Annotated in this window: 22 protein-coding genes; 18 read left to right on the forward strand and 4 right to left on the reverse strand. The window is 66.4% G+C overall.

Annotated features, from left to right (window positions below; genetic code table 11):
* The first annotated feature begins 357 nt into the window (after positions 1-357).
* Positions 358-1,173: a tetratricopeptide repeat protein gene (locus ACLNGM_RS13665; RefSeq protein WP_416355341.1), complete on the forward strand. Its 816-nt coding sequence runs from the start codon at positions 358-360 to the stop codon at positions 1,171-1,173.
* Here ACLNGM_RS13665 and xth read toward each other — a convergent pair.
* A complete protein-coding gene (xth, locus tag ACLNGM_RS13670; protein ID WP_416355342.1) occupies positions 1,170-1,964 on the reverse strand; it encodes an exodeoxyribonuclease III in 795 nt (264 codons plus the stop codon). The genes ACLNGM_RS13665 and xth overlap by 4 nt on opposite strands.
* 59 nt (positions 1,965-2,023) lie before the next feature.
* Complete coding sequence (erpA, locus tag ACLNGM_RS13675) at positions 2,024-2,365, reverse strand: iron-sulfur cluster insertion protein ErpA (RefSeq protein ID WP_090960025.1); 342 nt, start codon at positions 2,363-2,365, stop codon at positions 2,024-2,026.
* A 137-nt stretch (positions 2,366-2,502) separates the two neighbouring features.
* On the opposite strand from erpA, the gene ACLNGM_RS13680 reads away from it, so the two are divergent.
* The 12 genes from ACLNGM_RS13680 to ACLNGM_RS13735 all read left to right on the forward strand — a co-directional run bounded on the left by ACLNGM_RS13680 (position 2,503) and on the right by ACLNGM_RS13735 (position 15,265).
* Positions 2,503-3,717 (forward strand): deoxyguanosinetriphosphate triphosphohydrolase, encoded by a 1,215-nt coding sequence (locus ACLNGM_RS13680; RefSeq protein WP_416355343.1) that lies wholly within the window; start codon positions 2,503-2,505, stop codon positions 3,715-3,717.
* 92 nt (positions 3,718-3,809) lie between these two features.
* On the forward strand, positions 3,810-5,561 hold the full coding sequence (gene argS, locus ACLNGM_RS13685; protein WP_416355344.1) for an arginine--tRNA ligase: 1,752 nt from the start codon (positions 3,810-3,812) through the stop codon (positions 5,559-5,561).
* 97 nt (positions 5,562-5,658) lie between these two features.
* A complete protein-coding gene (locus tag ACLNGM_RS13690) occupies positions 5,659-7,173 on the forward strand; it encodes an SPOR domain-containing protein (RefSeq protein WP_416355345.1) in 1,515 nt (504 codons plus the stop codon).
* Positions 7,174-7,286: 113 nt separating this feature from the next.
* Positions 7,287-8,312: a beta-N-acetylhexosaminidase gene (gene nagZ, locus ACLNGM_RS13695; protein ID WP_416355346.1), complete on the forward strand. Its 1,026-nt coding sequence runs from the start codon at positions 7,287-7,289 to the stop codon at positions 8,310-8,312.
* A 122-nt stretch (positions 8,313-8,434) separates the two neighbouring features.
* Positions 8,435-9,505, forward strand: coding sequence for an ABC transporter ATP-binding protein (locus ACLNGM_RS13700; protein WP_416355347.1), 1,071 nt, complete (start codon positions 8,435-8,437; stop codon positions 9,503-9,505).
* Between the two features lie 38 nt (positions 9,506-9,543).
* The gene (locus ACLNGM_RS13705) at positions 9,544-9,774 is read left to right on the forward strand and encodes a twin-arginine translocase TatA/TatE family subunit (RefSeq protein WP_090960007.1); all 231 of its coding nucleotides are present in this window, start codon (positions 9,544-9,546) and stop codon (positions 9,772-9,774) included.
* A gap of 47 nt (positions 9,775-9,821) precedes the next feature.
* Positions 9,822-10,337, forward strand: coding sequence for a Sec-independent protein translocase protein TatB (gene tatB, locus ACLNGM_RS13710; protein ID WP_416355348.1), 516 nt, complete (start codon positions 9,822-9,824; stop codon positions 10,335-10,337).
* Positions 10,334-11,146, forward strand: coding sequence for a twin-arginine translocase subunit TatC (tatC, locus tag ACLNGM_RS13715; protein WP_416355349.1), 813 nt, complete (start codon positions 10,334-10,336; stop codon positions 11,144-11,146). The genes tatB and tatC overlap by 4 nt, the downstream gene beginning before the upstream one ends.
* 39 nt (positions 11,147-11,185) lie before the next feature.
* Positions 11,186-12,469: a serine--tRNA ligase gene (gene serS, locus ACLNGM_RS13720; protein WP_416355350.1), complete on the forward strand. Its 1,284-nt coding sequence runs from the start codon at positions 11,186-11,188 to the stop codon at positions 12,467-12,469.
* A 2-nt stretch (positions 12,470-12,471) separates the two neighbouring features.
* Positions 12,472-13,233: a 5'/3'-nucleotidase SurE gene (surE, locus tag ACLNGM_RS13725; protein ID WP_416355351.1), complete on the forward strand. Its 762-nt coding sequence runs from the start codon at positions 12,472-12,474 to the stop codon at positions 13,231-13,233.
* Positions 13,234-13,245: 12 nt separating this feature from the next.
* The gene (locus ACLNGM_RS13730; RefSeq protein ID WP_416355352.1) at positions 13,246-13,887 is read left to right on the forward strand and encodes a protein-L-isoaspartate(D-aspartate) O-methyltransferase; all 642 of its coding nucleotides are present in this window, start codon (positions 13,246-13,248) and stop codon (positions 13,885-13,887) included.
* Between the two features lie 91 nt (positions 13,888-13,978).
* The gene (locus ACLNGM_RS13735; protein ID WP_416355353.1) at positions 13,979-15,265 is read left to right on the forward strand and encodes a peptidoglycan DD-metalloendopeptidase family protein; all 1,287 of its coding nucleotides are present in this window, start codon (positions 13,979-13,981) and stop codon (positions 15,263-15,265) included.
* Between the two features lie 67 nt (positions 15,266-15,332).
* Here ACLNGM_RS13735 and ACLNGM_RS13740 read toward each other — a convergent pair whose 3' ends face one another.
* Positions 15,333-16,205 carry an ATP-binding protein gene (locus ACLNGM_RS13740; RefSeq protein ID WP_416355354.1) on the reverse strand — a complete coding sequence of 291 codons (873 nt, stop codon included), beginning with the start codon at positions 16,203-16,205 and terminating at the stop codon, positions 15,333-15,335.
* Between the two features lie 144 nt (positions 16,206-16,349).
* Here ACLNGM_RS13740 and yajC point away from each other — a divergent pair, with 144 nt between their 5' ends.
* From yajC to ACLNGM_RS13765, 5 genes are all read left to right on the forward strand, one after another.
* The gene (yajC, locus tag ACLNGM_RS13745) at positions 16,350-16,691 is read left to right on the forward strand and encodes a preprotein translocase subunit YajC (protein ID WP_090959986.1); all 342 of its coding nucleotides are present in this window, start codon (positions 16,350-16,352) and stop codon (positions 16,689-16,691) included.
* Positions 16,692-16,813: 122 nt separating this feature from the next.
* Positions 16,814-19,402, forward strand: coding sequence for a protein translocase subunit SecD (secD, locus tag ACLNGM_RS13750; RefSeq protein WP_416355355.1), 2,589 nt, complete (start codon positions 16,814-16,816; stop codon positions 19,400-19,402).
* A 1-nt stretch (position 19,403) separates the two neighbouring features.
* A complete protein-coding gene (locus ACLNGM_RS13755; protein WP_416355356.1) occupies positions 19,404-19,787 on the forward strand; it encodes an Mth938-like domain-containing protein in 384 nt (127 codons plus the stop codon).
* Positions 19,784-20,614 (forward strand): phytoene/squalene synthase family protein, encoded by an 831-nt coding sequence (locus ACLNGM_RS13760; RefSeq protein ID WP_416355357.1) that lies wholly within the window; start codon positions 19,784-19,786, stop codon positions 20,612-20,614. Before ACLNGM_RS13755 ends, ACLNGM_RS13760 begins: the two co-directional genes overlap by 4 nt.
* A gap of 29 nt (positions 20,615-20,643) precedes the next feature.
* A complete protein-coding gene (locus tag ACLNGM_RS13765) occupies positions 20,644-22,380 on the forward strand; it encodes a DUF4153 domain-containing protein (protein WP_416355358.1) in 1,737 nt (578 codons plus the stop codon).
* A 14-nt stretch (positions 22,381-22,394) separates the two neighbouring features.
* On the opposite strand, the gene trmFO is transcribed toward ACLNGM_RS13765, so the two are convergent.
* Positions 22,395-23,810, reverse strand: a complete 1,416-nt coding sequence (gene trmFO, locus ACLNGM_RS13770; protein WP_416355359.1) for a methylenetetrahydrofolate--tRNA-(uracil(54)-C(5))-methyltransferase (FADH(2)-oxidizing) TrmFO — start codon at positions 23,808-23,810, stop codon at positions 22,395-22,397.
* Between the last annotated feature and the right edge of the window lies 1 nt (position 23,811).

Below are 23,811 nucleotides of genomic sequence, written 5' to 3' on the forward strand. Positions count from 1 at the left end.
GGGAAATTCTGTGGACGGCGGCATCGGGTGAGCACCGGTGCCGCCGTTCGCGTGACCGAGGGTCGTGAAAGTGTTGAGCGCCAGCAACACTATTGCAGGCAAGCATCGCCTATAAGACTTGCCAAGAGAGAATGCCGTGCTGCCGCCATAAAGGCGGACCACCCACGACCTCGAAGCGCGGGGACGGACATTCGCAGGGCATGATGGCGCGAGCTGTTTTTCCGAACCTCGACGCGGAGGAGCGGACTATGAAATCGACAACCGACCGGAAGGGGCCGAATGGCCGTCTTGGTCTCATCGACCGTGGCATCGCGGCCGCGTCGACCTTCGGTTGTGCAAACGGTGCGGTTCGCCTTCATGCGGCACGCTGAGACGCTCCGCCTCGTCGGGCTGGTCGCGCTGCTCGTCGGCACCGTGCCGGCGCTCGCGCTCGATCCGTCTGCCAACCCCGTGCTGGAAGCGCCGAAGTCCAGCCCACGTGACGTCTTCTCGATGGGGTTTGCGGCCTACAAGCGCGGCGAGACGGCTGCGGCGATCGACGCGCTTCAGCATGCCGCCGAGCTCGGCCATCCCGGCGCTCGGTGGAAGCTCGGCCAGATGTATGCCGCCGGTGACGGCGTCGTCGAGGACGACTTCGAAGCGTTCAAGATGTTCGAGCAGATCGTGCGCGATCAGGAGGACGACACCGCGTCCTCGCCCAACGCCCCCTATGTCGTCAGCGCCGTGCTGGCACTGGCCGAATACGTGCGCTCCGGAATCTCGGGAACGCCAGTCAAGCCCGATGCGTCGCAGGCGCGCCAGCTCTACACCCATGCTGCCACCTATTTCGGCGACGCACGTGCCCAGTTCGAACTCGGACGGATGCTGCTGGCGGGCGAGGGCGGCCGGGCAAACCCGCGACAGGCCGCGCGCTGGCTCAAGCTGTCGGCCCATAAGGGCTATGCGAAGGCCGAGGCGCTGCTCGGCTACCTGATTTTCGATGGGGATGCGATCGCGATGCGGGCCGAGCCGGCTCGCGGATTGGCGATGCTGACGCGTGCCTACAAGCTCGCGGCACCCAAGGATCGCGAATGGATCCGTCCGCTACAGGAGGAGGCGTTCTCGCTCTCCTCCGAGGACGATCGCAAGACCGCGATCGCTTTTGCCGAAAGTGATCGCGACCCCGCCAACTAGCGGAGCGCCGCCGGGTCGATCTCCACGACCACCGGCACATGGTCGGAAGGCTTCTCCCAGGCCCGCACATGCTTGTCGATCCCAACCGAACGCAGCGCCGCGGCGGCCTCGGGCGACAGCAGCACGTGATCGATGCGGATCCCGTTGTTCTTCTGCCAGGCACCAGCCTGGTAGTCCCAGAACGTGTAGGTCTCCGCCTGATCGCTGGATGCGCGAACGGCGTCGGTCAGGCCGAGATTGAGGAGCCGGCGATAGGCCTCGCGGCTCTCCGGCTGATAGAGCGCGTCCTCGGCCCAGGCGGCCGGGTTCTTCACGTCCTCAGGCTGGGGAATGACGTTGTAGTCGCCCGCCAGGAGGAACGGCATCTCCTCGCCGAGGCGACGGCGCGCGTGCGCCTCGAGGCGCTTCATCCAGGCCAGCTTGTAGGTGAACTTCTCGGTGCCGATCGGATTGCCGTTCGGCAGGTAGAGTGAGGCGAAGCGGAGCGTCCTGCCGCCGACCTCCCAGGTGCCCTCGATGAAGCGCGACTGCTCGTCCGTCGCGTCTCCCGGCAAGCCCCGCTCGATCGTGGCCGGAGGCTGGCGCGAGAGCAGGGCGACCCCATTGAAGCCCTTCTGGCCGTGGGTCTCGACGTGCCAACCTCGCGCCTCGAGATCGGCGCGGGGAAAGCTCTCGTCGACGCTCTTGATCTCCTGCAGCCCGACGATGTCGGGCTTGCGCTCGTCCAGCCACGCCAGCAGCGCCTCGGATCGTGCCTTGACGCCGTTGATGTTCCAGGTGGCGAGCAACATGGGCTGGGTTCCGGTCAGGAGAGGATGGGCGAGGCCATGCCCTCCGCCGACCGGGTCTGTCAAATCGCGAAGGACGTGCCGCAGCCGCAGGAGGCCGTGGCGTTCGGATTGCGGATCTGGAAGGACTGCCCCATCAGGTCGTCCACGAAATCCACCACCGAGCCGTCGAGATAGGCGAGCGAGGTCTGGTCGACGAGGACGCGCGCCCCGTCCTTTTCGATCACGAGGTCGTCGCTTTCCGTGTCGTGCGTCAGGTCGAACTTGTAGGAGAAGCCCGAGCACCCGCCACCCTCGACCGAGATGCGCAATGCGTTCTCGGTCTCGCTCTTGGCGACGATCGCCTTGATGCGGCGGGCGGCCGCGTCGGACACGGTGATGGAATTGGCGAGCGTCTCGCTCATGGCTGACCCGGCGCCGCGTCGGCGGCAGTCCGGCCTCTTGTTGTTGGGGTCGTGTCGCTAAGGTATGGACGCGCAAGGGGAGGGTCAATCTTGCCTGCCTCGCGTCGCTCCGCCGGCGCCCAACATCGCGGACGGCCATGTCGGACTGGACGACCCATCGCATCGGAACCGGCCATGATGGTCTGGCACCCTTCGCCGTGCACGCGGACGCCTCGCGCGGGCGGCTCGTTTCAGAGCCCGAAAGCCGCACGCGCACACCCTTCCAGCGCGACCGCGACCGGATCGTCCACTCCACCGCCTTTCGCCGCCTGAAGCACAAGACGCAGGTCTTCGTGGCCTACGAGGGCGACCATTACCGGACGCGGCTGACCCACACGATCGAGGTCTCCCAGATCGCGCGCGCCTTCGCCCGCGCGCTGCGGCTGGATGAGGATCTGACCGAAGCGATCGCGCTCGTCCACGATTTCGGTCACACGCCGTTCGGCCACGCCGGTGAAAGGGCTCTGGACCGCAAGCTCGCCGACTTCGGCGGTTTCGACCACAACGCGCAGTCGCTGCGCATCGTCACCGCGCTGGAGCGCCGCTACGCCGATTTCGACGGCCTGAATCTGACGTTCGAGACGCTCGAGGGCTTGGTGAAGCACAACGGGCCGTTGGTCGGACCGAACGCCGCCAGCGGCCATCCCGTGCCGCCGCAGATCGTGGCGTTCGACGCTCGGTTCCCGCTCGCGCTCGACAGTTTTGCCAGTCTCGAAGCGCAGGCGGCGGCGATCTCGGACGACATCGCCTACAACACCCACGATCTCGACGACGGTTTGCGCGCCGGGCTGATCGCGCTCGACGGTCTGGAAGCGCTCGATCTGGCCGGGGATATCCTTCGCGAGGTGCGCGCCCGCCATCCCGATCTCGATCCAGTCCGCACGGGGCACGAGATCATGCGCCGGCACATCACGCGGCTCGTCGAGGACGTGATCGCGACGACGCTGGAGAGCCTTGCTATGCACGCCGTCGACAGCGTCGACGAGGTGCGCTCGGCGGGGCGCACCCTCGTCGACTTCTCACCGATGATGCGCTCGCAAGTCGCGCAGACGCGGGCCTTCCTATTCCAGCGCGTCTATCGAAACCCGCTCATCTTCGACACGATGCGGCAGGCCGAGCAGGTGGTGGAAGAGCTGTTCGACCGATTGGTCGAGCGGCCGGACCTTCTGCCAGTCGGGTGGAGCGGGGCTGCCGAGGGGCTGACTCCCGAGCGTCTGGCGCGTCACGTCGGGGACTATCTGTCCGGGATGACCGACAGCTTCGCGCTCGCCGAGCACCGCCGTTTGTTTGACGATACGCCGGATTTGCGTTAGCGCCGCCGCTCGCGGGATCATCCCCGTCATCGTTCCCAGCGCGCGCTGCCTTCGCCTCGGCTGAGCGCGCCCCGCCAAGACCGGATCATCTGATGAACATCTTCGCCGACTTCGAGCAGCGCATCCGGGAACGGGTCGAAGCGGTTCTGAATGCTCGCGGGAACGGGGGTGCCGACCTCTCGCGGATCGGGGTCGAGCCGCCGCGCGACCCGTCGCACGGGGACCTGTCGACGAATGCGGCGATGGTGCTCGCCAAGCCGCTCGGCGCAAAGCCGCGCGACCTCGCCGATGCTTTCGCGGACGCCCTGCGGCAGGACACCGACGTCGAGACCGTCGAGGTCGCCGGTCCCGGCTTCATCAACTTGCGCCTGAAGAGCGCCTACTGGACCCAACACCTCCACGAGATCCTGGGCCGTGGCCTCGATTATGGGCGCGGTGAGGCGACGGGCCACCGGGTGAACGTCGAATACGTGTCGGCCAACCCGACCGGACCGCTGCATGTTGGTCATTGCCGCGGCGCGGTCGTTGGCGACGCGATCGCTAACGTCATGGCGTTTGCCGGAAACGAGGTCTCGAAGGAATACTACATCAACGACGCCGGTGCGCAGATCGAGGTGCTCGCGCGTTCGACCTTCCTGCGCTACCGCGAGGCGCTGGGCGAGGCGATCGGGGAGATTCCCGCCGGCCTCTACCCTGGCGATTATCTGAAGACCGTCGGCGCCGCGCTCGCGATCCGCTACGGGCGTGAACTTCTCGACCAGGACGAGGCGGAATGGCTTCCGACCGTGAAGTCCTATGCGATCGCGGCGATGATGATGTCGATCCGCGACGACCTGAAGGCGCTCGACATCACGCAGGACGTGTTCTTCTCCGAGAAGACGCTGCACGAGGGCGACCCGAGCCGGATCACCCAGGCCGTCGATGACCTTCGCGAGCGCGGCTTCGTCTACCAGGGCACGCTACCCCCGCCCAAGGGTCAGTTGCCGGAAGACTGGGAAGACCGCGAGCAGACGCTCCTGCGCTCGACCGAGGTCGGCGACGACGTCGATCGTCCACTGGTGAAGTCCGACGGCACCTACACCTATTTTGCGGCCGACGTCGCCTACTTCGCCGACAAGTTCGCGCGCGGCTTCGACGAGATGGTCTACGTGCTCGGCGCCGACCATGGCGGTTACGTCAAGCGGCTGGAAGCAGTCGCGAAGGCTGTGGCCGGCGATAAGGCGCATGTCGACGTGGTCCTGTGCCAGCTCGTGAAGCTTTTCCGCAACGGCGAGCCGGTGCGCATGTCCAAGCGCGCGGGCGAGTTCGTGACGCTCGCCGACGTCGTGAACGAGGTGGGGCGCGATCCCGTCCGCTTCATGATGCTCTTCCGCAAGAGCGACGCGCCGCTCGACTTCGACTTCCAGAAGGTGACCGAGCAGTCGAAGGACAACCCGGTCTTCTACGTGCAGTACGCCCATGCCCGCGCCCGCTCGATCATGCGGCAGGCGGAAGGCGAGGGGATCGACGTTTCGGCTGTCGCTACCGTCGACGCCGAAACCCTGTCGCTGCTGGCCGACGAAGGCGAACTCGCCCTCATCCGCAAGCTTGCCGAATACCCGCGCCTCGTGCAGGCGGCATCGCTCGCGAAGGAGCCGCATCGGCTCGCGTTCTATCTCTACGACCTCGCCTCAGCATTCCACGGACAGTACAATCGCGGCAAGGATCACCCGGAGTTACGCTTCGTTAAGGCTAACGATGCGACAACAAGCCTAGCGCGTCTCGGGCTCGTGCAGGCCGTCGCCTTCGTGATCGCCTCCGGTCTCAAGTTGATCGGAGTCCACGCGCCCGAAGAGATGCGCTGAACGGACCACGCTTTGAACAAGTTCGCGCCCTAGTGGCAGACCTCGTTCGACGGCACGGTCCAGGCGTACGGATCGTCTTGCGGAGTGGGGTCAGGTCATGAAGGACGCGAAGGATTTCGGCGGTCGCGGTGCGGGCGAGGGTGGCCGGTATTCCGATGCCGCGCGCCACATCGATCCCCCGATGACCAGCCAGCGCGGTGGTTCCTCGGCCTATGGCGGGTTCGAGCCCGTCGAGGTGGAAACCGCCGAGTGGGAGAACTTCACCTACCAGCCCACCGGTGCAGCGCCTCAGGTCCAGGCCGTTTCGGCAGCGCCGCGCGTGGCCGCGGCGCCCGGCTCCCTGCCGCGCGGCATTCGCGGCAGCGGCGACGCGGATCGCCAGATCGACGAGGCCCTTCTCGGTCTCAGCATGCCGGCTCGCCCGCGCAACACCAATCCGGCGGAAACGCAGTCCTTCGCCCCTGCACGTGACGCCGAGTACGATCTCGAGCCGCGTCAGGCGATCACGCTCGACGACTTCGACGAACTCATCAACAGCGAACTTGCGGCCATGCGCGGCGGCCCCGCCCCGGCGCAGGTGCACTATGACGACGAGGACGTCGTGGGCTACGACGAGGCCGAGCCCGACTACGAGCCCTATGACGACATGCCGGTCCGCAGCCGCTCGCGCATGCGCAGCGTCATGCTGATGGGCGGCGTCGCGGTGGTGGCGATCGTGGCGATCGCGGGCGGCGCGAGCCTGATGGGCACCAGCGGTCCGACGTCCGCCGACGGCTCGATGCTGATCAAGGCGGACGCGGAGCCCTACAAGATCGCGCCGGTCGACCCCGGCGGCAAGACGATCCCGAACCAGAACAAGGCCGTCTACCAGAAGGTGGCCGGGGCGACGTCCGCGACCACGACCCCGAAGCAGAGCTCGCTGGTCACTGCGATGGAAGAGCCGATGGACATCGCCGAGGAGGAGGACGCTCCGGTCGATTCTCTGCCCGGCGTCGAGGTCGGCGATCAGATCCCGCTTCCGGGCGAAGAGCCGGCGCAGGAGGTGGCGGCAGCCAAGGAGCCCGCCGACGGCACGCTCCAGCCCCGCAAGGTGCGCACGCTCTCGGTTCGGCCTGACGGAACGCTCGTCGCCAGCGAGGTTCCGGTCGATGGCACGTCCCTGCTGACGGCGGCCGCATCCATGCAGGCGCATGCCGCGACGCTCGATCCGGTGGCCGGTATCACGCCGCAGATGCCCTTCGGCACCGACGAGACCTCGCTGACGACCGCCTCGACCACGGCGTCGACGCCGGCGGAGGTCGAAGCGGTCGCCGCACCCGCCAAGCCGGAGCCGCAGCGCGTTGCGGCGGTCGAGGCGCCGGCCGGCGCGGATGCCTATTACGTCCAGATCGCATCGCAGCCGTCGCAGGCCGCCGCCGAAGAATCGCTCGCCAACCTCGGCAAGCGCTATTCCGGTGCCATCGGCGGCCGTAGCCTCGGCATCAAGGCGGCAGAGATCCCTGGCAAGGGCACCTTCTATCGCGTGCGCGTCGCCGCGGCGTCGAAAAGCGAAGCGAACAGCGTATGCGAAAGCGTGAAGTCGGCCGGCGGCAGCTGCTTCGTGACGCGCTGACGCTGGCCGCAGCGGCGACAATTGGAGGTCTGGCGGGCGATCGCCGGACCGGACCCCCTCGGCGCGACGCAGCCCCCGCGCCCAACGCTTCCATGCCCGGCGAGAATATGGTGATGAACGGATCGAAGGCCTGGATTTCCGGCTGTATCGGCCAGCGTCTCAACGCGGACGAGCGAGCCTTCTTCGCCGACGAGCGCCCGTGGGGCTTCATCCTCTTCGGTCGCAATATCGGCGAGCCGCAGCAAGTCCGCGATCTCGTGGCCGAATTGAAGGACGCGCGCGGCGGCGACGACGTTCCCATCCTGATCGACCAGGAGGGCGGACGTGTCCAGCGTCTCCGGCCGCCCTTCGCCCCGCGCTTCCCGCCCGCCGCCGAGATCGGACGCGTGTTCGCGACCGACGAGGCAGCCGGCCGACGCGCGGCGTGGCTGCAGGGCCGGCTCCTGGCGGACGACCTTCTCGGCGGCTACGGGATCAACGTGAACTGCCTGCCGTGCCTCGATCTCCCGGCGCCGGGGTCGCATTCGGTCATCGGCGATCGTGCCTATGCCGACAGTCCGGACGTCGTCGCCACGCTGGGGCGCGCTGCTGCGTCGGGCCTTGCGGCGGGCGGTGTGCTTCCCGTGATGAAGCATATTCCGGGGCATGGCCGGACCGAGGTCGACAGCCATCTGGAGCTGCCATACGTGCGTGCCAGCCGCGCGGAACTCGAAAGCCACGACTTCCTGCCGTTCGCTGAGCTTGCCGACCTCCCGGCCGGAATGACGGCGCACATCCGCTACGAAACGCTCGATCCCGATCGCCCGGCGACGATTTCGCCCATCGTCATCTCGCAGATCATCCGTGGGGCGCTGCGCTTCGATGGTCTCCTGATGAGCGACGACATGTCGATGAAGGCGCTGCAGGGCGACATGGACATGCTGGCGCGCGCCGCGATCGACGCCGGCTGCGATCTCGCTCTCCACTGCAATGGCGACATGACCGAGATGCGCGCGATCGCCTCGGGCGTGCCGGAACTTGCGGGCGAGAGTCTCCGGCGTGCAGAATGTGCCCATGCGGTGATCCGAGGTGGCGCGACGGAGCCGGCCGGGGAGGGCATGCGCGAGGAGTTCGCATCGCTTCTCGCCCTCACGGCTTGAGCCGCAGGCAACGAGACGTTACGTCCCGCTCGAGCGAAGGTCCTGCCGACCTTCCGCGCTGACAGGCGGGCGGGATGCAAACGGACACGAGGGAGCCACGGGACCCGCGCGATGCCGGGCGAATGAAGACCGGCGTGAGCTTTGCCGCCGATCTCGAGTTCCGCTACATCGGCTTCCGCGCGGCGGGGCGCACGATCCTCTCGGACATCGACATCCGGATCCACGCCGGTCAGATCCTGTGTCTTCTCGGCCCGTCGGGCTCCGGCAAGACCAGTCTCCTGCGCATCGCATCCGGCATCGAGCGTCAGACCGCCGGCCAGATCTTCATCGGTGGGCAGGAGGTTGCGGGTCCCGATCGTTTCGTGCCGCCCGAGCAGCGTGGCGTGGGGCTGATGTTCCAGGACTTCGCGCTGTTTCCGCACATGACGCTGGTCGACAACGTCCGTTACGGCCTGCGCAGCCTGCCGCGGGAGATGCAGCGCGAGACGGCGACGGCGGCGCTGAGGCGCGTCGGTCTGGAGCATCTGGCCGAGACCTACCCGCACAACCTGTCCGGCGGCGAGCAGCAGCGTGTCGCCATGGCTCGCGCGTTGGTCCCGCGTCCTCAAGTTCTGTTGATGGACGAGCCGTTCTCCGGTCTCGACAGCCGGCTGCGCGACGAGATGCGCTCGGAGACCGTGGCTATCCTGCGCGAGACGCGGGCAACGGCCGTGATCGTCACCCACGATGCCGAGGAGGCCATGCGGCTCGGCGATCGGATCGCTCTCCTTCGCGCAGGCCGGCTCGTCCAGTACGGCACGGGGCGCGAGCTCTACCGGCAGCCGGCAGATCTGTTCGCGGCGTCCTTCTTTTCGGAAATCAACGTCTTACCGGCATCGGTTCAGGGGGGCACAGTTGTGTGTCCGCTCGGTGCCGTCGCAGCTTCGCCACGATCGGATGGCACAGCGATGACCGTCGGACTGCGCCTCGAAGGCGTGCGTGTCTCGCCGGACGAAGGTTCGGTTCAGGCTCGCGTCGTTTCGCGGCAGTTCGTCGGCAGGTCTGACCTCCTGTCGCTCGCCGTCGACGGCTTCGATCGGAGGATCCGGGCGCGGATCAGGCCGGGTGATCTTCCCGATGGTGTGCACGAGGTCTTCGTATCCGTTGATCCGCAAGAGGCTTTCGTGTTTGAAGGCTCGGGTGGATCGGCTTGAACCGGATCTCGGGCGCGCCGCGCTCATAGGAGACTAGTATGGGTAGCTTCAGCATCTGGCACTGGCTCATCGTTCTCGCGGTGGTGCTGCTCCTCTTCGGCCGTGGCAAGATTCCCGAGCTGATGGGCGACGTTGCCAAGGGCATCAAGAACTTCAAGAAGGGCATGGCGGACGAGGATACCGCGGTCGTTCAGGAGCGTCGGACGCTCGAGAATCGCGACGGCGAGCCGCTTGTCACCGAGACGCCCGTCGAAAAGTCGCGGATCTAAGGCCGCTGGCGGCGTTCCGGCGCCGCCACGCCTGATTCGGTGCCGCCATGCTCGATGTTGGTGGACTTGAACTTCTCGTCATCGCGATCGTGCTGATCGTGGTGGTTGGCCCGAAGGATCTCCCCAAGATGCTTCGGACCTTCGGCCGTGTCACGTCGCAGATGCGGCGAATGGCGGGCGATTTTCGAAAGCAGTTCGACGAGGCTCTTCAGGAGGCCGAGTTGGATGAATTGCGCAAGACGGCGCAGGACGTCCGCGCGCTCGATCCGCGCGAAAGCATTTCGAAGAACCTCAATCCGATCCGTGCGGTCGGCGATGAGATCCGGTCGTCGTTGCGGGCCGCCACCGCAGCGCCAGTGCCGCGCGTGCCGGAACCTAGCGAAGCCGCCGTGCCGGCCGAGCCGCCAAGCGTGATGACGCCGATGTCCTCCAACCCGAATGGGGCAGCCGCGCATGTCGACCTCGCGCCCGTATCGGCTGACGGCGAGACGAAGGTCGCAGGCAACGTGCCGCCGACCGTGACGAAGGTCGAAGCGCCCGCGCGCGCCGGAGAGAATACGTGAAGCGTTCGGAAGCCGACATCGAAGCCTCGTCTGCTCCGCTGATCGAACATCTCATCGAATTGCGGCGTCGTCTGATCTGGGCGATCGCCGGCTTCTTCGGCATGTTCCTGATCTGCTTCTTTTTCGCGAAGCAGATCTTCAACATCCTCATCGTGCCCTACCAGATCGCCAGTGCGTGGGCCGGGCTCGATCCAGCCGCGGTGGAGCTGATCTACACCGCGCCGCAGGAGTATTTCTTTACGCAGGTGAAGGTCGCCGCTTTCGGCGGTTTCTTTCTCGCGTTTCCGGTGATCGCGATCCAGGTCTACAAGTTCGTGGCGCCCGGTCTCTATCGCGACGAACGCGCGGCGTTCATTCCGTTCCTGGTCGCGACGCCGCTCTTGTTCCTGCTCGGCGCCCTTCTGGTCTACTTCTTCTTTACCCCGATGGTGATGTGGTTCTTCCTCTCGATGCAGCAGTCGGGAGACGGAAGCCATGCGGCGATCTCGCTGCTGCCGCGCGTTTCGGAATATCTGTCGCTGATCATGACGCTGATCGTGGCCTTCGGTCTGGTGTTCCAGTTGCCGGTGGTCTGCTCGCTATTGGTGCGGGCCGGCATGGTGACGGCCGCGGGTCTCGCCGACAAGCGCAAGTGGGCAATCGTGCTGGCGTTCATCGTGGCGGCGGTGCTCACGCCGCCCGATCCGCTGTCCCAGATCGGCCTTGCGATCCCGGCGATCATTCTCTACGAGGTCTCGATCATCACGGCACGGTTGATCGAAAAGAAGCGAGCCGAGCGCCTGGCGGAAGCGGAAGCGCAAACGGAGTAATGCTCCGGCTCCGGTCCGTCCTGCGCGGACTGGAGAAACATGCTCGACCTCAAATGGATCCGGGAAAACCCGCAAGCTCTCGACGAGGCGTTGAAGCGCCGGGGAGCAGCCGCCGCTTCGCCAGAGGTGCGCCGTCTCGACGATGCGCGCCGCGAGCATCTGCAGGTGCTGCAGGGCTGGCAGAGCCGCCGCAACGAGGCATCCAAGGAGATCGGCAAGGCGAAGGCATCGGGCGACGCCGGGCGAGCCGACGCTGTGATGGCCGAGGTCGCCGATCTCAAGGCCAAGATCCAGGAAGGCGAACGGCAGGAGCGGCAGTTCGATGAAGAGCTGAACGGCTTCCTCGCGACGCTCCCGAATGCCCCCCTGGCCGATGTGCCGCGCGGCGCAGACGAGGCCGATAACGTCGAGGTTCGACGCTCCGGGCAGAAGCCTGCCTTCGCCTTCAAGCCGAAGGAACATTTCGAGCTCGGCGAAGCGCTAGGGCAGATGGACTTCGATGCCGCCGCCCGCATGTCCGGGTCGCGCTTCACGGTCCTGCGCAGCAAGCTCGCTCGCCTGGAACGCGCGCTCGGTCAGTTCATGCTCGACGTTCACACCGGGGAATTTGGCTACGAGGAAGTCTCGCCGCCGCTCCTCGTGCGTGACGACGCACTCTTCGGTACCGGCCAGCTTCCGAAATTTGCCGAGGATCTGTTCCGGACAACCGACGGTCGTTGGATGATCCCGACCGCCGAGGTGTCGCTGACCAACCTCGTGCGCGAGCAGATCGTCGACGAGGCGAAGCTGCCGATGCGCTTCACCGCGCTGACGCCCTCGTTCCGCTCCGAGGCCGGGTCGGCCGGGCGCGACACGCGCGGCATGCTGCGCCAGCACCAGTTCTACAAGGCCGAGCTCGTGTCGATCACGACGCCGGAAACCTCGCTCGACGAACACGAGCGGATGACGCGGGCGGCCGAGACGGTTCTCGAACGGCTCGGTCTGCACTTCCGGACGGTCGTTCTCTGCACGGGCGACATGGGGTTCTCCTCCCAGAAGACCTACGACATCGAGGTCTGGCTGCCCGGGCAGGACGCCTTCCGCGAAATCTCCAGTTGCTCCGTGTGCGGAGACTTCCAGGCCCGGCGGATGAACGCCCGCTTCCGTCCGGCGGGCGAGAAGGTCGCGCCGCGCTTCGTCCATACGCTGAACGGGTCCGGTACGGCCGTCGGCCGCGCGTTGATCGCGGTGATGGAGAACTATCAGACGGAGGCCGGCGAAATCCGCGTGCCGGAGGCGCTGCGGCCCTATATGGGCGGGCTCGAGATCATCGGCCGGGATTGACCATGCGCATCCTTCTGACGAACGACGACGGCATCCACGCGCCGGGCCTGAAGACTCTGGAGGCGATCGCCCGCCAGCTGTCCGACGACGTGTGGACCGTTGCGCCCGAGACCGACCAGAGCGGCCTGTCCCACTCGCTGACGCTGTCGTCGCCGCTGCGGGTGCGCCGCGAGGGCGAGCGCCGTTTCGCGGTCACCGGCACGCCGACCGACTGCGTGATCATGGCCGCAAAGCACCTGATGCCGGAGGCGCCCGATCTTGTGCTGTCAGGTGTCAACGCCGGGCAGAACGTCTGCGACGACGTCAGTTATTCCGGTACCGTAGCGGGAGCGATCGAAGGGATGATGCTGGGTTTCCGCTCGATCGCCCTCAGCCAGACTTTCCGCGCCGACGGAGGGCGTGAGTTGCAGTGGGCGACGGCCGAGCGGCACGGCGCCGAAGTCATTCGCAAGCTGTTGGGTGTGTCGGCGCCCGAGGGAACGTTGTTCAACGTGAACTTTCCTGCCGTCGAGCCCAAGGCCGTACGCGGCACGAAGGTCACGCGGCAAGGCAAGCTCGACTACGCTCTTGGCATCGAAGAGCGTCACGACGGCCGCGGCCTGCCGTACTACTGGCTGAAGTTCGGTCGCCAGTCGGGACCGGAAATGGAAGGCTCCGATCTCGCCGCCTTGCGCGACGGGTTCATCTCGGTCACGCCGCTGCAACTCGACCTCACGCACCACGCACTGCGTGAGGAGATGCGTTCCGTCTTCGCGGCCGGCTGACCGGGCATGGACATGTCGGGCGACAGGGAAGGACTCGCGGCGCTCCTCATGCGCGTGCGCTCGGAGGATTTCGTCGCGGGTCGCCTCATGGAGGCGGTCGAGGCGATCCCGCGCCGACTCTTCGTGCCCGACGGCGTCGCCGACCCCTACGGCGAGCACACGTTCCCGCTGCCATGCGGTCAGACAATGCCGAGTGCGCGAACGGCGGTTCGTATCGCCGCGGCCCTCCGGGTGCAGCCCGAGCATCGTGTGCTCGAGATCGGCACCGGCAGCGGATACGTCACGGCGCTGCTTGCCCGTCTTGGCGTCCACGTCGTCACGCTCGAGCGTTACCGCACGCTGTCCTCTGCCGCCAACGAGCGGCTGCGCGCCTGCTCGCTCAGCAACGTGACGTTCCTTCAGGAGGACGGACGGGCTGGCTATGCCGAGGCCGCACCCTATGACCGGATCGTGGTGCATGGCTCGTTCGACGAACTGCCGAAGGCGTTCGTGGAGCAGATGGCCTCGGGTGCAATGCTCGTCGCCGCCATCGGGGCGGGGGACAGCGTCCAGCAGATCGTGCGTCATCATCGGCAAGGGAGCCGCTTCGAGCTGACACCCCTGTTTCCCGTGCGGCTTCAGCCGCTGGAGATCGGAAAAGCGTCACTCCTGTAAAGGAATACCTCGCTTTCGCTCCTCCATTTAACCGGCGGGTAACATTAACGCGGTTGAATAGGCCAAGGTTGGTGAAGGCATGGGGATTGAGATGCGCACGCACGTTATGCGGCTTTTTCGGCAGAAGCTGATTCGCTCTGCCGCGCTGGTTTCGGTTGTCTCGATCACGGCAGGCTGCAGCGCCGATGCGACGCGGCTTCAGGACGGCTTCTACACGGGGGCGATCCCTAAGGCGCCGATCCAAAGCACGCAGGTTGCCGCCGCGCCCGTCGCCCCCGCCTATCAGGCACCCCAGCAGACATACGCCGCGGTCGAAACGCCGGCCGTCAGCCGTTCGTCGCTGCCGCCGCCGCCGGCTTCGTCCTACGGCAATGCGCCGGCGGCCGCGTCCTCCTACCCCGCGCCGGCGCCCGTCGAGAGCGCCACGGCCGCCCCGATCGGCCAGGCTCAGGTCGCGCAGTCTTCAATGAGCCGTGCCGTGCCCGCTGCGTCTGGCTCGCGCTCTGCCAGCGTGACGGTCGAGTCCGGTGACTCGCTGCTCGGGATCGCCCGTCGCTCGGGCGTCAGCGTTGCTGACCTCCGTGCCGCTAACGGCCTGACCAACGACAACATCCGCATCGGCCAGACGTTGATGCTGCCGGGTGGTACCTCCGCGCCAGCCTCCGCCAACACGCGTGTCGCCTCGCTTGGCGCGCCTCCGACGACGCTTCAGGCGCAGGCCGCCGCCATTCCGGCACCGCGCGCCGCGCCCGCCAACCGCCCGGTGGCGGCCGCGACTCCGGCCGCTTCGGCCGCGACGGCGCCGGCTCATGCCGCCGCGCAGGCGCCGAAGCCCGCACAGCCGGCGGTGGCCGCTGCGACCGCCACTCCTGCGGCGCCGGCGGCGCCCGCCGCGCCGAAGGCGAGCGACACCGCCGTTGCCGCTGCCGCACCGGCCCCCGCCACCACGGTCGCGAAGGAAGAGGAGAAGGAAGAGGCGTCGCTCGCGCCTGCCTCGACCGGCATCGACCAGTTCCGCTGGCCGGTTCAGGGTCGCGTGGTCAAGAACTTCGGCGACAAGGTCGGCTCGCGCCGCAACGACGGCCTGAACATCTCGGTGCCCCGCGGCACGCCGATCAAGGCGGCCGAGAACGGCGTCGTGATCTATGCGGGCGAGGGGCTAAAGGAGTTCGGCAAGACCGTGCTGGTGAAGCACGACAACGGCCTCGTGACGGTCTACGGCCACGCCGACGACATCCTCGTTCAGCGCGGCTCGACTGTGAAGCGCGGCCAGGAGATTGCCAAGGCGGGCATGACCGGCGATGCGGATGCCCCGATGGTGCATTTCGAGGTTCGCAAGGATTCCTCGCCGGTGAACCCGATGACCTACCTGCGCTGAGTTCGGCGCTTCTCGTTTCAACGGGACAAGGCCCCGGCGCACCGCGTCGGGGCCTCTTCTTTGAGATTCAGATGTCGAAACGCTTGCCGAGGCGGCCCGCAAAATCCTGCACGAACTGGTAGGCGACGCGGCCCGACCGATTGCCGCGCGTCGTCGACCATTCCAGCGCCTCGGCTCGCCATTCCTCCCCCTCGACGCCCAGCCCGCCCTCGCGAACGTAGCCCGCGACCATCGCGAGATAGTCGTCCTGCGAACACTTGTGGAAGCCGAGCCAGAGTCCGAACCGGTCGGACAGCGAGACCTTCTCCTCTACGGCTTCGCCGGGATTGATCGCTGTCGACTGCTCGTTCTCCATCATGTTGCGGGGAAGGAGATGGCGCCGGTTCGACGTTGCGTAGAACAGGACGTTGGCCGGGCGTCCCTCCACGCCCCCGTCGAGTGCCGCCTTGAGCGACTTGTAGGACGTGTCGTCGTGATCGAACGACAGGTCGTCACAGAAGAGGAGGATCTGGAACGGCTGCATGCGCAGGACCTGCATCAGAGCCGGCAGGTGGTCGATGTCCTCACGGTGGATCTCGATCAGCTTCAGGGGCGCGGCGTCCGCTCCTGCCTCGCGGTTGGACCATTCGTGAGCCGCCTTCACAAGGGACGACTTGCCCATCCCCCGAGCGCCCCAAAGCAGCGCGTTGTTGGCGGGAAGCCCGGCGGCAAAGCGTCTCGTGTTCTCCAGTAGGATCTCGCGCGAGCGGTCGATGCCGCGAAGAAGCTCGACGGGGACGCGGTTCACCTTCGGGACCGGCTGGAGCGTCGCAGGCGGCTGGAACACGAAACAGTCCGCCCTCTCGAGGTCGGCGGGAGGCGAGGGCGCAGGTGCGAGCCGCTCCAGCGCGTCCGCGATGCGGCGCAGAAGGATCAGCTGGTCGTTCTCGAGTGCGGTCACGGTCTCGCTATGTCCTTCTGAAGCCGCCGGAACGTGTGTTCACAGTCCGTTAGCCCGTGTTGCAATCGCGCCGACCGTTCGTATATTGCGGCCGACTTGTGAAGGGCGCGATCGCCCGTTTTCGTCCTGTCCTAGGAGTAGTTGATGTTCGTCACGCCGGCTTTCGCCCAGACCGCCGCCGCAGCCGGGGGGCCGGAGAGCATCCTCATCAGCATTCTGCCGTTCATCGCGGTCTTCGCGATCATGTACTTCCTGATCATCCGCCCGCAGCGCGGCGCGGCCAAGAAGCGCGACGAGATGCTGCGCAACATCCGTCGCGGCGACACCGTGGTCACCGGCGGCGGCATCATCGCCAAGGTAACCAAGGTCATGGACAACGGCGAACTCGAGGTTCAGATCTCGGAGCAGACCAAGATCCGCGTTCTTCAGTCGATGGTGGCGGACGTGCGGACCAAGGGCGAGCCGGTCGCCGCCAACACGAAATAACCTCTTTCGAGGTTGCATTCCGAAGGCCGGGGATTCTCGGCCTTCTTCGCGTCGATCCGCCGTTGGGCGGCAACGGGCGAGGGCGCAAGCCACTCGCCCCCTCGCCATGAATCGAGGACGTCATGCTTTACTTCTCCCGCTGGAAAACCGTCCTCATCTGGCTCGCGGTGGTCGCCGGCATCCTGTTCGCGATGCCGAACCTCCTCACGCAGTCCCAGCGGGACTCGCTTCCGGGATTTCTGCCCGATCGGCCGATGACGCTGGGTCTCGACCTGCAGGGCGGCTCCTACGTCCTCCTCGAGGTCGATCGTGCCTCGCTCGTCAATGACCGGCTGCAGAGCCTGCGCGACGACGTGCAGCTGTCGCTGCGCAACGCGAATGTGGGCTTTGCCAATCTCGCCGAGCGCGACGGCGGCGTCGTCTTCACGCTGCGGGACCCAACGCAGGGTGCGGCCGCGCGAACGGCCCTTCAGAACCTGACGTCGCCGGTATCGACGAGCCTTCTCGCGGGCGGGGCGGTCACCGAAACCGAACTGGCCGAGCCGGAGCCTGGCAACTTCCGGCTGACGCTCACCGAAGCCGGCATCAACTACCGCCTCTCGACCGCGGTCGCACAGTCGATCGAGGTGGTGCGGCGCCGCGTCGACGAACTCGGCACGACCGAGCCGGTGATCCAGCGCCAGGGCCTCGACCGCATCATGGTGCAGGTGCCGGGCCTTCAGGATCCCGCTCGTCTAAAGGCGCTGCTGAACCAGACGGCTCGCCTGACCTTCCGTCTGGTCGACGTCAACAATTCGCCCGAGGCCGTGAAGGCCGGGCAGCAGCCGGTCCCCGCGGGCTCCGAGCTTCTCGAGACAAACGATACGCCGCCCGTTCCGGTTCTGGTGCAGCGGCAGGTGATGATCTCGGGCGAGAACCTCACCGACGCGCAGGCGGGTTTCGACCAACAGAACAACCAGCCCGTCGTCAACATTCGCTTCGATGCTCGCGGCGCCCAGCGCTTCGGCGAGGTGACCCAGCAGAATGTCGGCCGTCCGTTCGCGATCGTGCTCGACGACAAGGTGCTGTCCGCACCCAATATCCGCGAGCCGATCCTCGGCGGCCAGGCGCAGATATCCGGCAACTTTACCGTCCAGTCTGCCAACGACCTGTCGGTTCTGCTGCGCGCCGGTGCTTTGCCCGCAACGCTCGACATCATCGAAGAGCGTACGGTCGGGCCGGGCCTTGGCGCCGACTCGATCTCGGCCGGTCAGAATGCCGGCATCATCGGCGGCGTCTTTGTCATCGCCTTCATGTTCATCGCCTACGGCTTCCTTGGCATCATCGCCAACATCGCGCTTCTGGTGAACGTCATCATCCTGGTCGCGCTCCTCTCGGTGCTGGGGTCGACGCTGACCCTGCCCGGCATCGCGGGCATCGTGCTCACCATGGGCATGGCGGTGGACTCGAACGTTCTGATCTACGAACGCATCCTCGAGGAGCGCCGAAACGGGCGGTCGGTCGTCCAGTCGATCGATGCCGGCTTCCATAAGGCGCTCGGGACGATCATGGACGCGAACGTCACGACGCTGATCGCGGCCGTGATCCTGTTCTTCCTTGGCTCCGGCCCGGTTCGCGGCTTTGCCGTGACGCTGGCCCTCGGCATCTTCACGACGATCTTCACCGCCCTGACGCTGACGCGCTGGATGGTGGCCTTCTGGGTGAAGAAGCGTCGCCCGAAGGAGGTGCCGAAGGGTTGGGTGTCCTTCGTGCCCCATGGCACGAACATCCGCTTCATGGCGATCCGCAAATTGGCCTTCGCGATCACGATCGGCCTGTCGATCGCCTCGATCGGCAGCCTCTTCGTCGGCGGCCTCAACTTCGGCATCGACTTCACCGGCGGCACGGTGCTCGAGGTGAAGTCGAAGGCACCGCAGGCGGACGTCGCGAAGATCCGTGAGGATCTATCGCCGATCATCGAAGGCGACGTCCAAGTGCAGGAGTTCGGCTCGACGCAGGACGTGCTGATCCGCTACGCCGTGCAGGAGCAGGACCTCCAAGCGCCGCAGACGAGCGTCAACGCCGTTCGCGCCTCGCTGCAGAATGACTACACGTTCGAGCGTGTTGAGGTCGTCGGCCCGACGGTGTCCGGGGAACTCGCCTGGGCTGCGATCTTCGGCGTCGGAGCCTCGCTGCTTGCGATCGCCGCTTACGTCTGGATCCGCTTCGAGTGGCAGTTCGCGATCGGCGCACTTCTTGCCACAGCGCATGACGTCGCCATGACGATGGGCTTCCTTGTGGTCTCGCAACTCGAGTTCAACCTGACCTCGATCGCCGCGCTGCTGACGATCGTCGGCTACTCGCTGAACGACACGGTCGTAGTGTTCGACCGCATTCGCGAAAACCTGCGCAAGTACAAGAAGATGCCGATCTCGGAGATCATCGATCGCTCGCTGAACGAGACGCTCTCGCGAACGATGCTGACCGCCGTGACACTCGTCCTAGCGCTGGTGGCCCTCTACGGCTTCGGCGGAGACGTGATTCGCGTCTTCGTGGCGCCGATGCTGGCGGGCGTGCTCGTCGGCGTCTACTCGTCGATCTTCATTGCGGCGCCCGTGCTGATCTACTTCAAGCTGCGTCCGGAGACGATCCGCGGCGGCGACCCGAAGGACGCGATGGAGGCCGACAAGAAGGCCCGCATTGGCAACACCCCGCGCGCCGGGCAGGCCTGACGTGAGCGGCGAAATCCGCGACGCGCATTATCCGCGTCGCGCCCCGATCGATGCCTATGGCAACGGCGGATTCCGCTTCGCCGACATGTCCCACCGCGGATCGATCCTTTGCCTCCCCTCCGGCATCTACGGCTGGACGGCGACGGAGGAGCAGCCCTTCACCGGCGAGCGTCTGTTGAAGGTCCTCGATGAAGCGACCGACATCCGCTTCCTGCTCTTCGGAACCGGCAAGGACATTCGGCGCCCGCCTGCGGCGCTGCTGACCCGCCTGCGGGACCAGGGCATCTCCTGCGACCCGATGTCGACGGGCGCAGCCGTGCGCACCTACAACATCATGTTGCTTGAGGGTCGCCCGGTCGCGGCCGCGCTGGTGGCCGTCGAATGACGCAGGACGGGCCGCGAAGCGCTGCGTATGCCGAGTGCGAGCGGATCGTCCAGGACGGTGATCCCGATCGGGCGGTGTCCGTCGGCTTTGCTGCGGAGGATCGGCGGGACGGACTATGGGCACTCTACGCCTTCGTGCACGAGACCGCCGCCATCCCCAATCACGTTAGCCAGCCGCTGCCGGGCGAAATTCGCCTCCAGTGGTGGCGTGATCGCCTGACGGGGAGCGATGCCGAGCCCGAGGCGGCCGGGCAGGGGTCGCCGATGGCGACGGCCCTGATAGAGACCGTACGACGCTACGATCTGCCGGTCGATGCATTCGAGCGATATCTCGATGCGCGAATCTTCGACCTCTATTCCGACCCGATGGGCGATCGCCGCGAGTTCGAGGCTTATGCCGGAGAGACGCAGTCGGCGATCGTCATGCTTTCCGCGATGATCCTTGATCGGTCCGCGGCTCCGGCAGCCGCAGAGGCAGCGGGCCATGCCGGCGTCGCAGCCGGTGCGGCACTCGTCCTGCGAGATGCGGATCGTCATCGCGCCCGTCATCAGGTCTTCGTTCCCGCCGATATCCTCGGCGCAACGGGGCTCGATGCTTCGGGCTGGTTGAACGGCGGTCCGCCGACCGAGCCCGCACGGCAGGCGATGATCGCATTCGCGCAGGATCATCTGACGAAAGCGGACGCGCAGATCGGTCGGCTCGCAACGTCCGTGCGCCCGGCGCTGCTCCCCGCGCTCTATGCAGCCCATCGCGTCACGCGAAAGACGCCGTCCGCGACGGAACCTCTTCGCCGTCTCTGGTTCTACTGGCGAACGATGCGCCGCTAGGCGCGTCCCGGTCGAAGAAGAGTTCGAATATGCGTTCTAACGCGTCCCGCCTCATCGGGCTGTTCCGCTCGCTCGTCGTGCGATCCGGTCGAGCTACGTTCCGTTTTCCCGCTGCCGCGCTCGCAATCGTGGCGATCGCTGCCATCGCGAACTGGGCCATCGCGAACGAGGTCGACTCGACGATCCCGCTTGGACGCTGGATTCTTGGCCTTGTCGCAGGCGCTGCGGCTTCCGTGGCCGCCACGCTGTTCGCAGAAAGCCGAGGGTCCAGCCGAGCGGTCGCGCGGCTTGCCGGATGTGCGGGTCTTGCCGCTGTGGGAGTCGCGGTCGGGCTCGCCCATCCCTTCCTGTTGAACGGTCCGGCGTTGACGCTCGCGGTGCTAACGGCCGTTCCGCTCGCGCCGTTTCTGGGCCGCGGTTCGTCACGCAGCTTCTGGGACTTCACGCTCTGGACCGCACTCGGGATCACGCTCGGGTGGTTCTCCGTCGTGGTCTTCCTGCTTGGGTTCACCGCCATCTTCGAGATGGTCCGCACGCTCTTCGGTCTCGGGCTCACCGAGCGCGCCTACACCCATCTCTTCACGACCGGACTGACCCTCGTCGGCCCGCTGTTCGCGCTGGGGAGAGTGCCGCAGCCCGGCGCGGTCGCCTTGCAGGACCGGACAGGCGAGCGCCTCGAACGCGCCGTCCGCCCACTGTTCGAGTGGGTGACAGCGCCGCTCGTGCTGGTCGCCTGCATGATCATTCATGTCTATGCGGCCAAAATCATTCTCACTGGCGATGTGCCGACGAATGAAATCGGCTGGATCGTCCTTCTCTACTCGGCTTTCGTGCTGTCGCTCCGCGTCGGGCTGGAGCCCTACCTCGATACGCTGGCGGCCCCCGCGCGCCTGTTCGCTCAAGTCTGGGCAGCCGCGATGGTCGTACCGCTCCTTCTGTTTGCCTACGCGCTCTTTCTCCGTGTGTCGGGCGAGGGCTGGACGATTGAACGCTACTTCTCCGCCGCCTACGGACTCGCGGCCGGTCTTGCCGTCGTCCTGCAAATCTTTCCGCGCACGCGGTCCGACATCCGCACGATGGTCGCCGTTCTGCCCGTTCTCCTGACGCTCGCGACTTTCGGTCCCTGGGGCGCGGTCGCGACGGTCGCAAGGAGTCAGAGCGCGTTGATCGAGCGGGATTTTGGGACGCGTTTGCGCGGTGGTGCCGATGCCATCCAGACCCTCGACGGGCAGGAGCGTGACGTCCTTCTATCACGGCTCGATGCGCTGGACGACGTGGACGAGGGAAGGCATTTCGCCGAGGCATCGGGCGTGCTCCCGAAGGTCGAACCCGGCAAGCGGCTGGCGGAAATTCGCAATCTTCTATCCGTCGCGGCAATCCGCGAAGCCGATGCTTCAAGGTCGATCGATCAGAGCTTCAAAACCGAGGACGTCTGGGATGTCGGCGGTTTCGATCGGGTTCTTCCCGTTTCAGCAACCGGCGTGGACGCTAGCGGCGACGGTTCGTCCCTTCGACTTGAAGGGACGCGACTGGTCCTCACCTATCGGGATCAGACGGACCGGTTCGACCTGACGCCTGAACTTCCCGCAAGCAGGGTGCGCAGCGCGGAACGGCAGCTTCCGGCGCTCGTCGTGGACCTGAGGTCCGCGGAAGGACGCACGATCCGGCTGCGGGTCGTGGATCTAAGATGGAGTCCGCAGGGCGAACTCGTCTGGCTGCAGACGGCTGTGGCCCTGCGACATGGCGAATGGGCAAGCCTTCGCTGAACGCCGTTGCGGCGCTACTCCGCTGCCACCGGGAGCTTATTCGGCTCGGCGGCGAGCCAGGCGCTGAAGTCCGCGAGCGCCCGCCTTGCCATAGCTCGCTTCTTTGCGATCGTCTTTTCCTTGCCGCGTAGGCGCTTGCCCTCCTCGCGCGGGACTTCGACCGGCGGGAAGAGGCCGAAGTTCACGTTCATCGGCTGGAACGAGCGCTTGCCGCCTTCCTCGTCGCTCGCGAGGTGGCCCGCGGTGATATGGGCAAGAAGAGCGCCCATCGCGGTCGTCTGCGGCGGCGGAGCGACGACCTGCCCTCGAGCCTCCGCAGCCGTAAAGCGTCCCGCCATGAGACCGACGGATGCCGATTCGACGTAACCCTCGCAGCCGGTGATCTGTCCGGCGAACCGCAGGCTCGGCCGGTTCTTCAGTCGCAACGTGCCGTCGAGCAGCGTCGGCGAATTGAGGTAGGTGTTGCGATGCAAGCCGCCGAGGCGGGCGAACTCGGCGTTCTCCAGACCCGGGATCGTTCGAAAGACGCGGACCTGGTCGGCATATTTCAGTTTCGTCTGGAAGCCGACCATGTTGTAGAGCGTGCCGAGTGCATTGTCCTGGCGAAGCTGGACGACCGCATAGGCCTTCACCGTCGGATTGTGCGCGTTGGTCAGCCCCATCGGCTTCATCGGGCCGTGGCGAAGCGTCTCCGGCCCGCGCTCGGCCATCACCTCGATTGGAAGGCAACCGTCGAAGTAGGGAGTGCCCTCCCACTCGCGGAACTCGGTCTTGTCGCCTGCGACCAGCGCGGCGACGAAGGCCTCGTACTGCTCGCGGTCCATCGGGCAGTTGATGTAGTCCTTGCCCGTTCCGCCCGGCCCGACCTTGTCGTAGCGCGACTGGAACCAGGCCGTGTTCATGTCGATCGTGTCGAAATGGACGATGGGCGCAATCGCATCGAAGAAGGCCAGCGCATCGGCGCCCGTTTCTGCTCGGATGGCTTCGGCAAGACGCTCCGCGGTGAGGGGACCGGTCGCGATGATGGTCGAGCCCCATTCGGCGGGCGGCAGCGTGCCGATTTCCTCGCGGACGACGGTGACGAGGGGATGAGCCGCGAGAGCCGCCGTCACGGCTTGCGCGAACCCCTCGCGATCGACCGCGAGCGCGCCACCGGCCGGAACCTGGTGTGCGTCCGCGCAGCGCATGATCAACGAACCTGCCAGCCGCATTTCGGCATGGAGCACGCCGACGGCGTTCGTCTCGGCGTCGTCGGAACGGAACGAGTTGGAGCAGACGAGCTCGGCGAGGTCGTCCGTCTTGTGCGCGTCGGTTCCGCGCGTGCCCCGCATTTCGTGCAGGATGACGGGAACGCCGCATTCGGCCAATTGCCAGGCGGCTTCGGAGCCGGCGAGCCCCCCGCCGACGATGTGAATGGGATCGTTTGCCATG

Source organism: Aureimonas phyllosphaerae (assembly GCF_047943035.1).
Classification (GTDB): Bacteria; Pseudomonadota; Alphaproteobacteria; order Rhizobiales; family Rhizobiaceae; genus Aureimonas; species Aureimonas phyllosphaerae.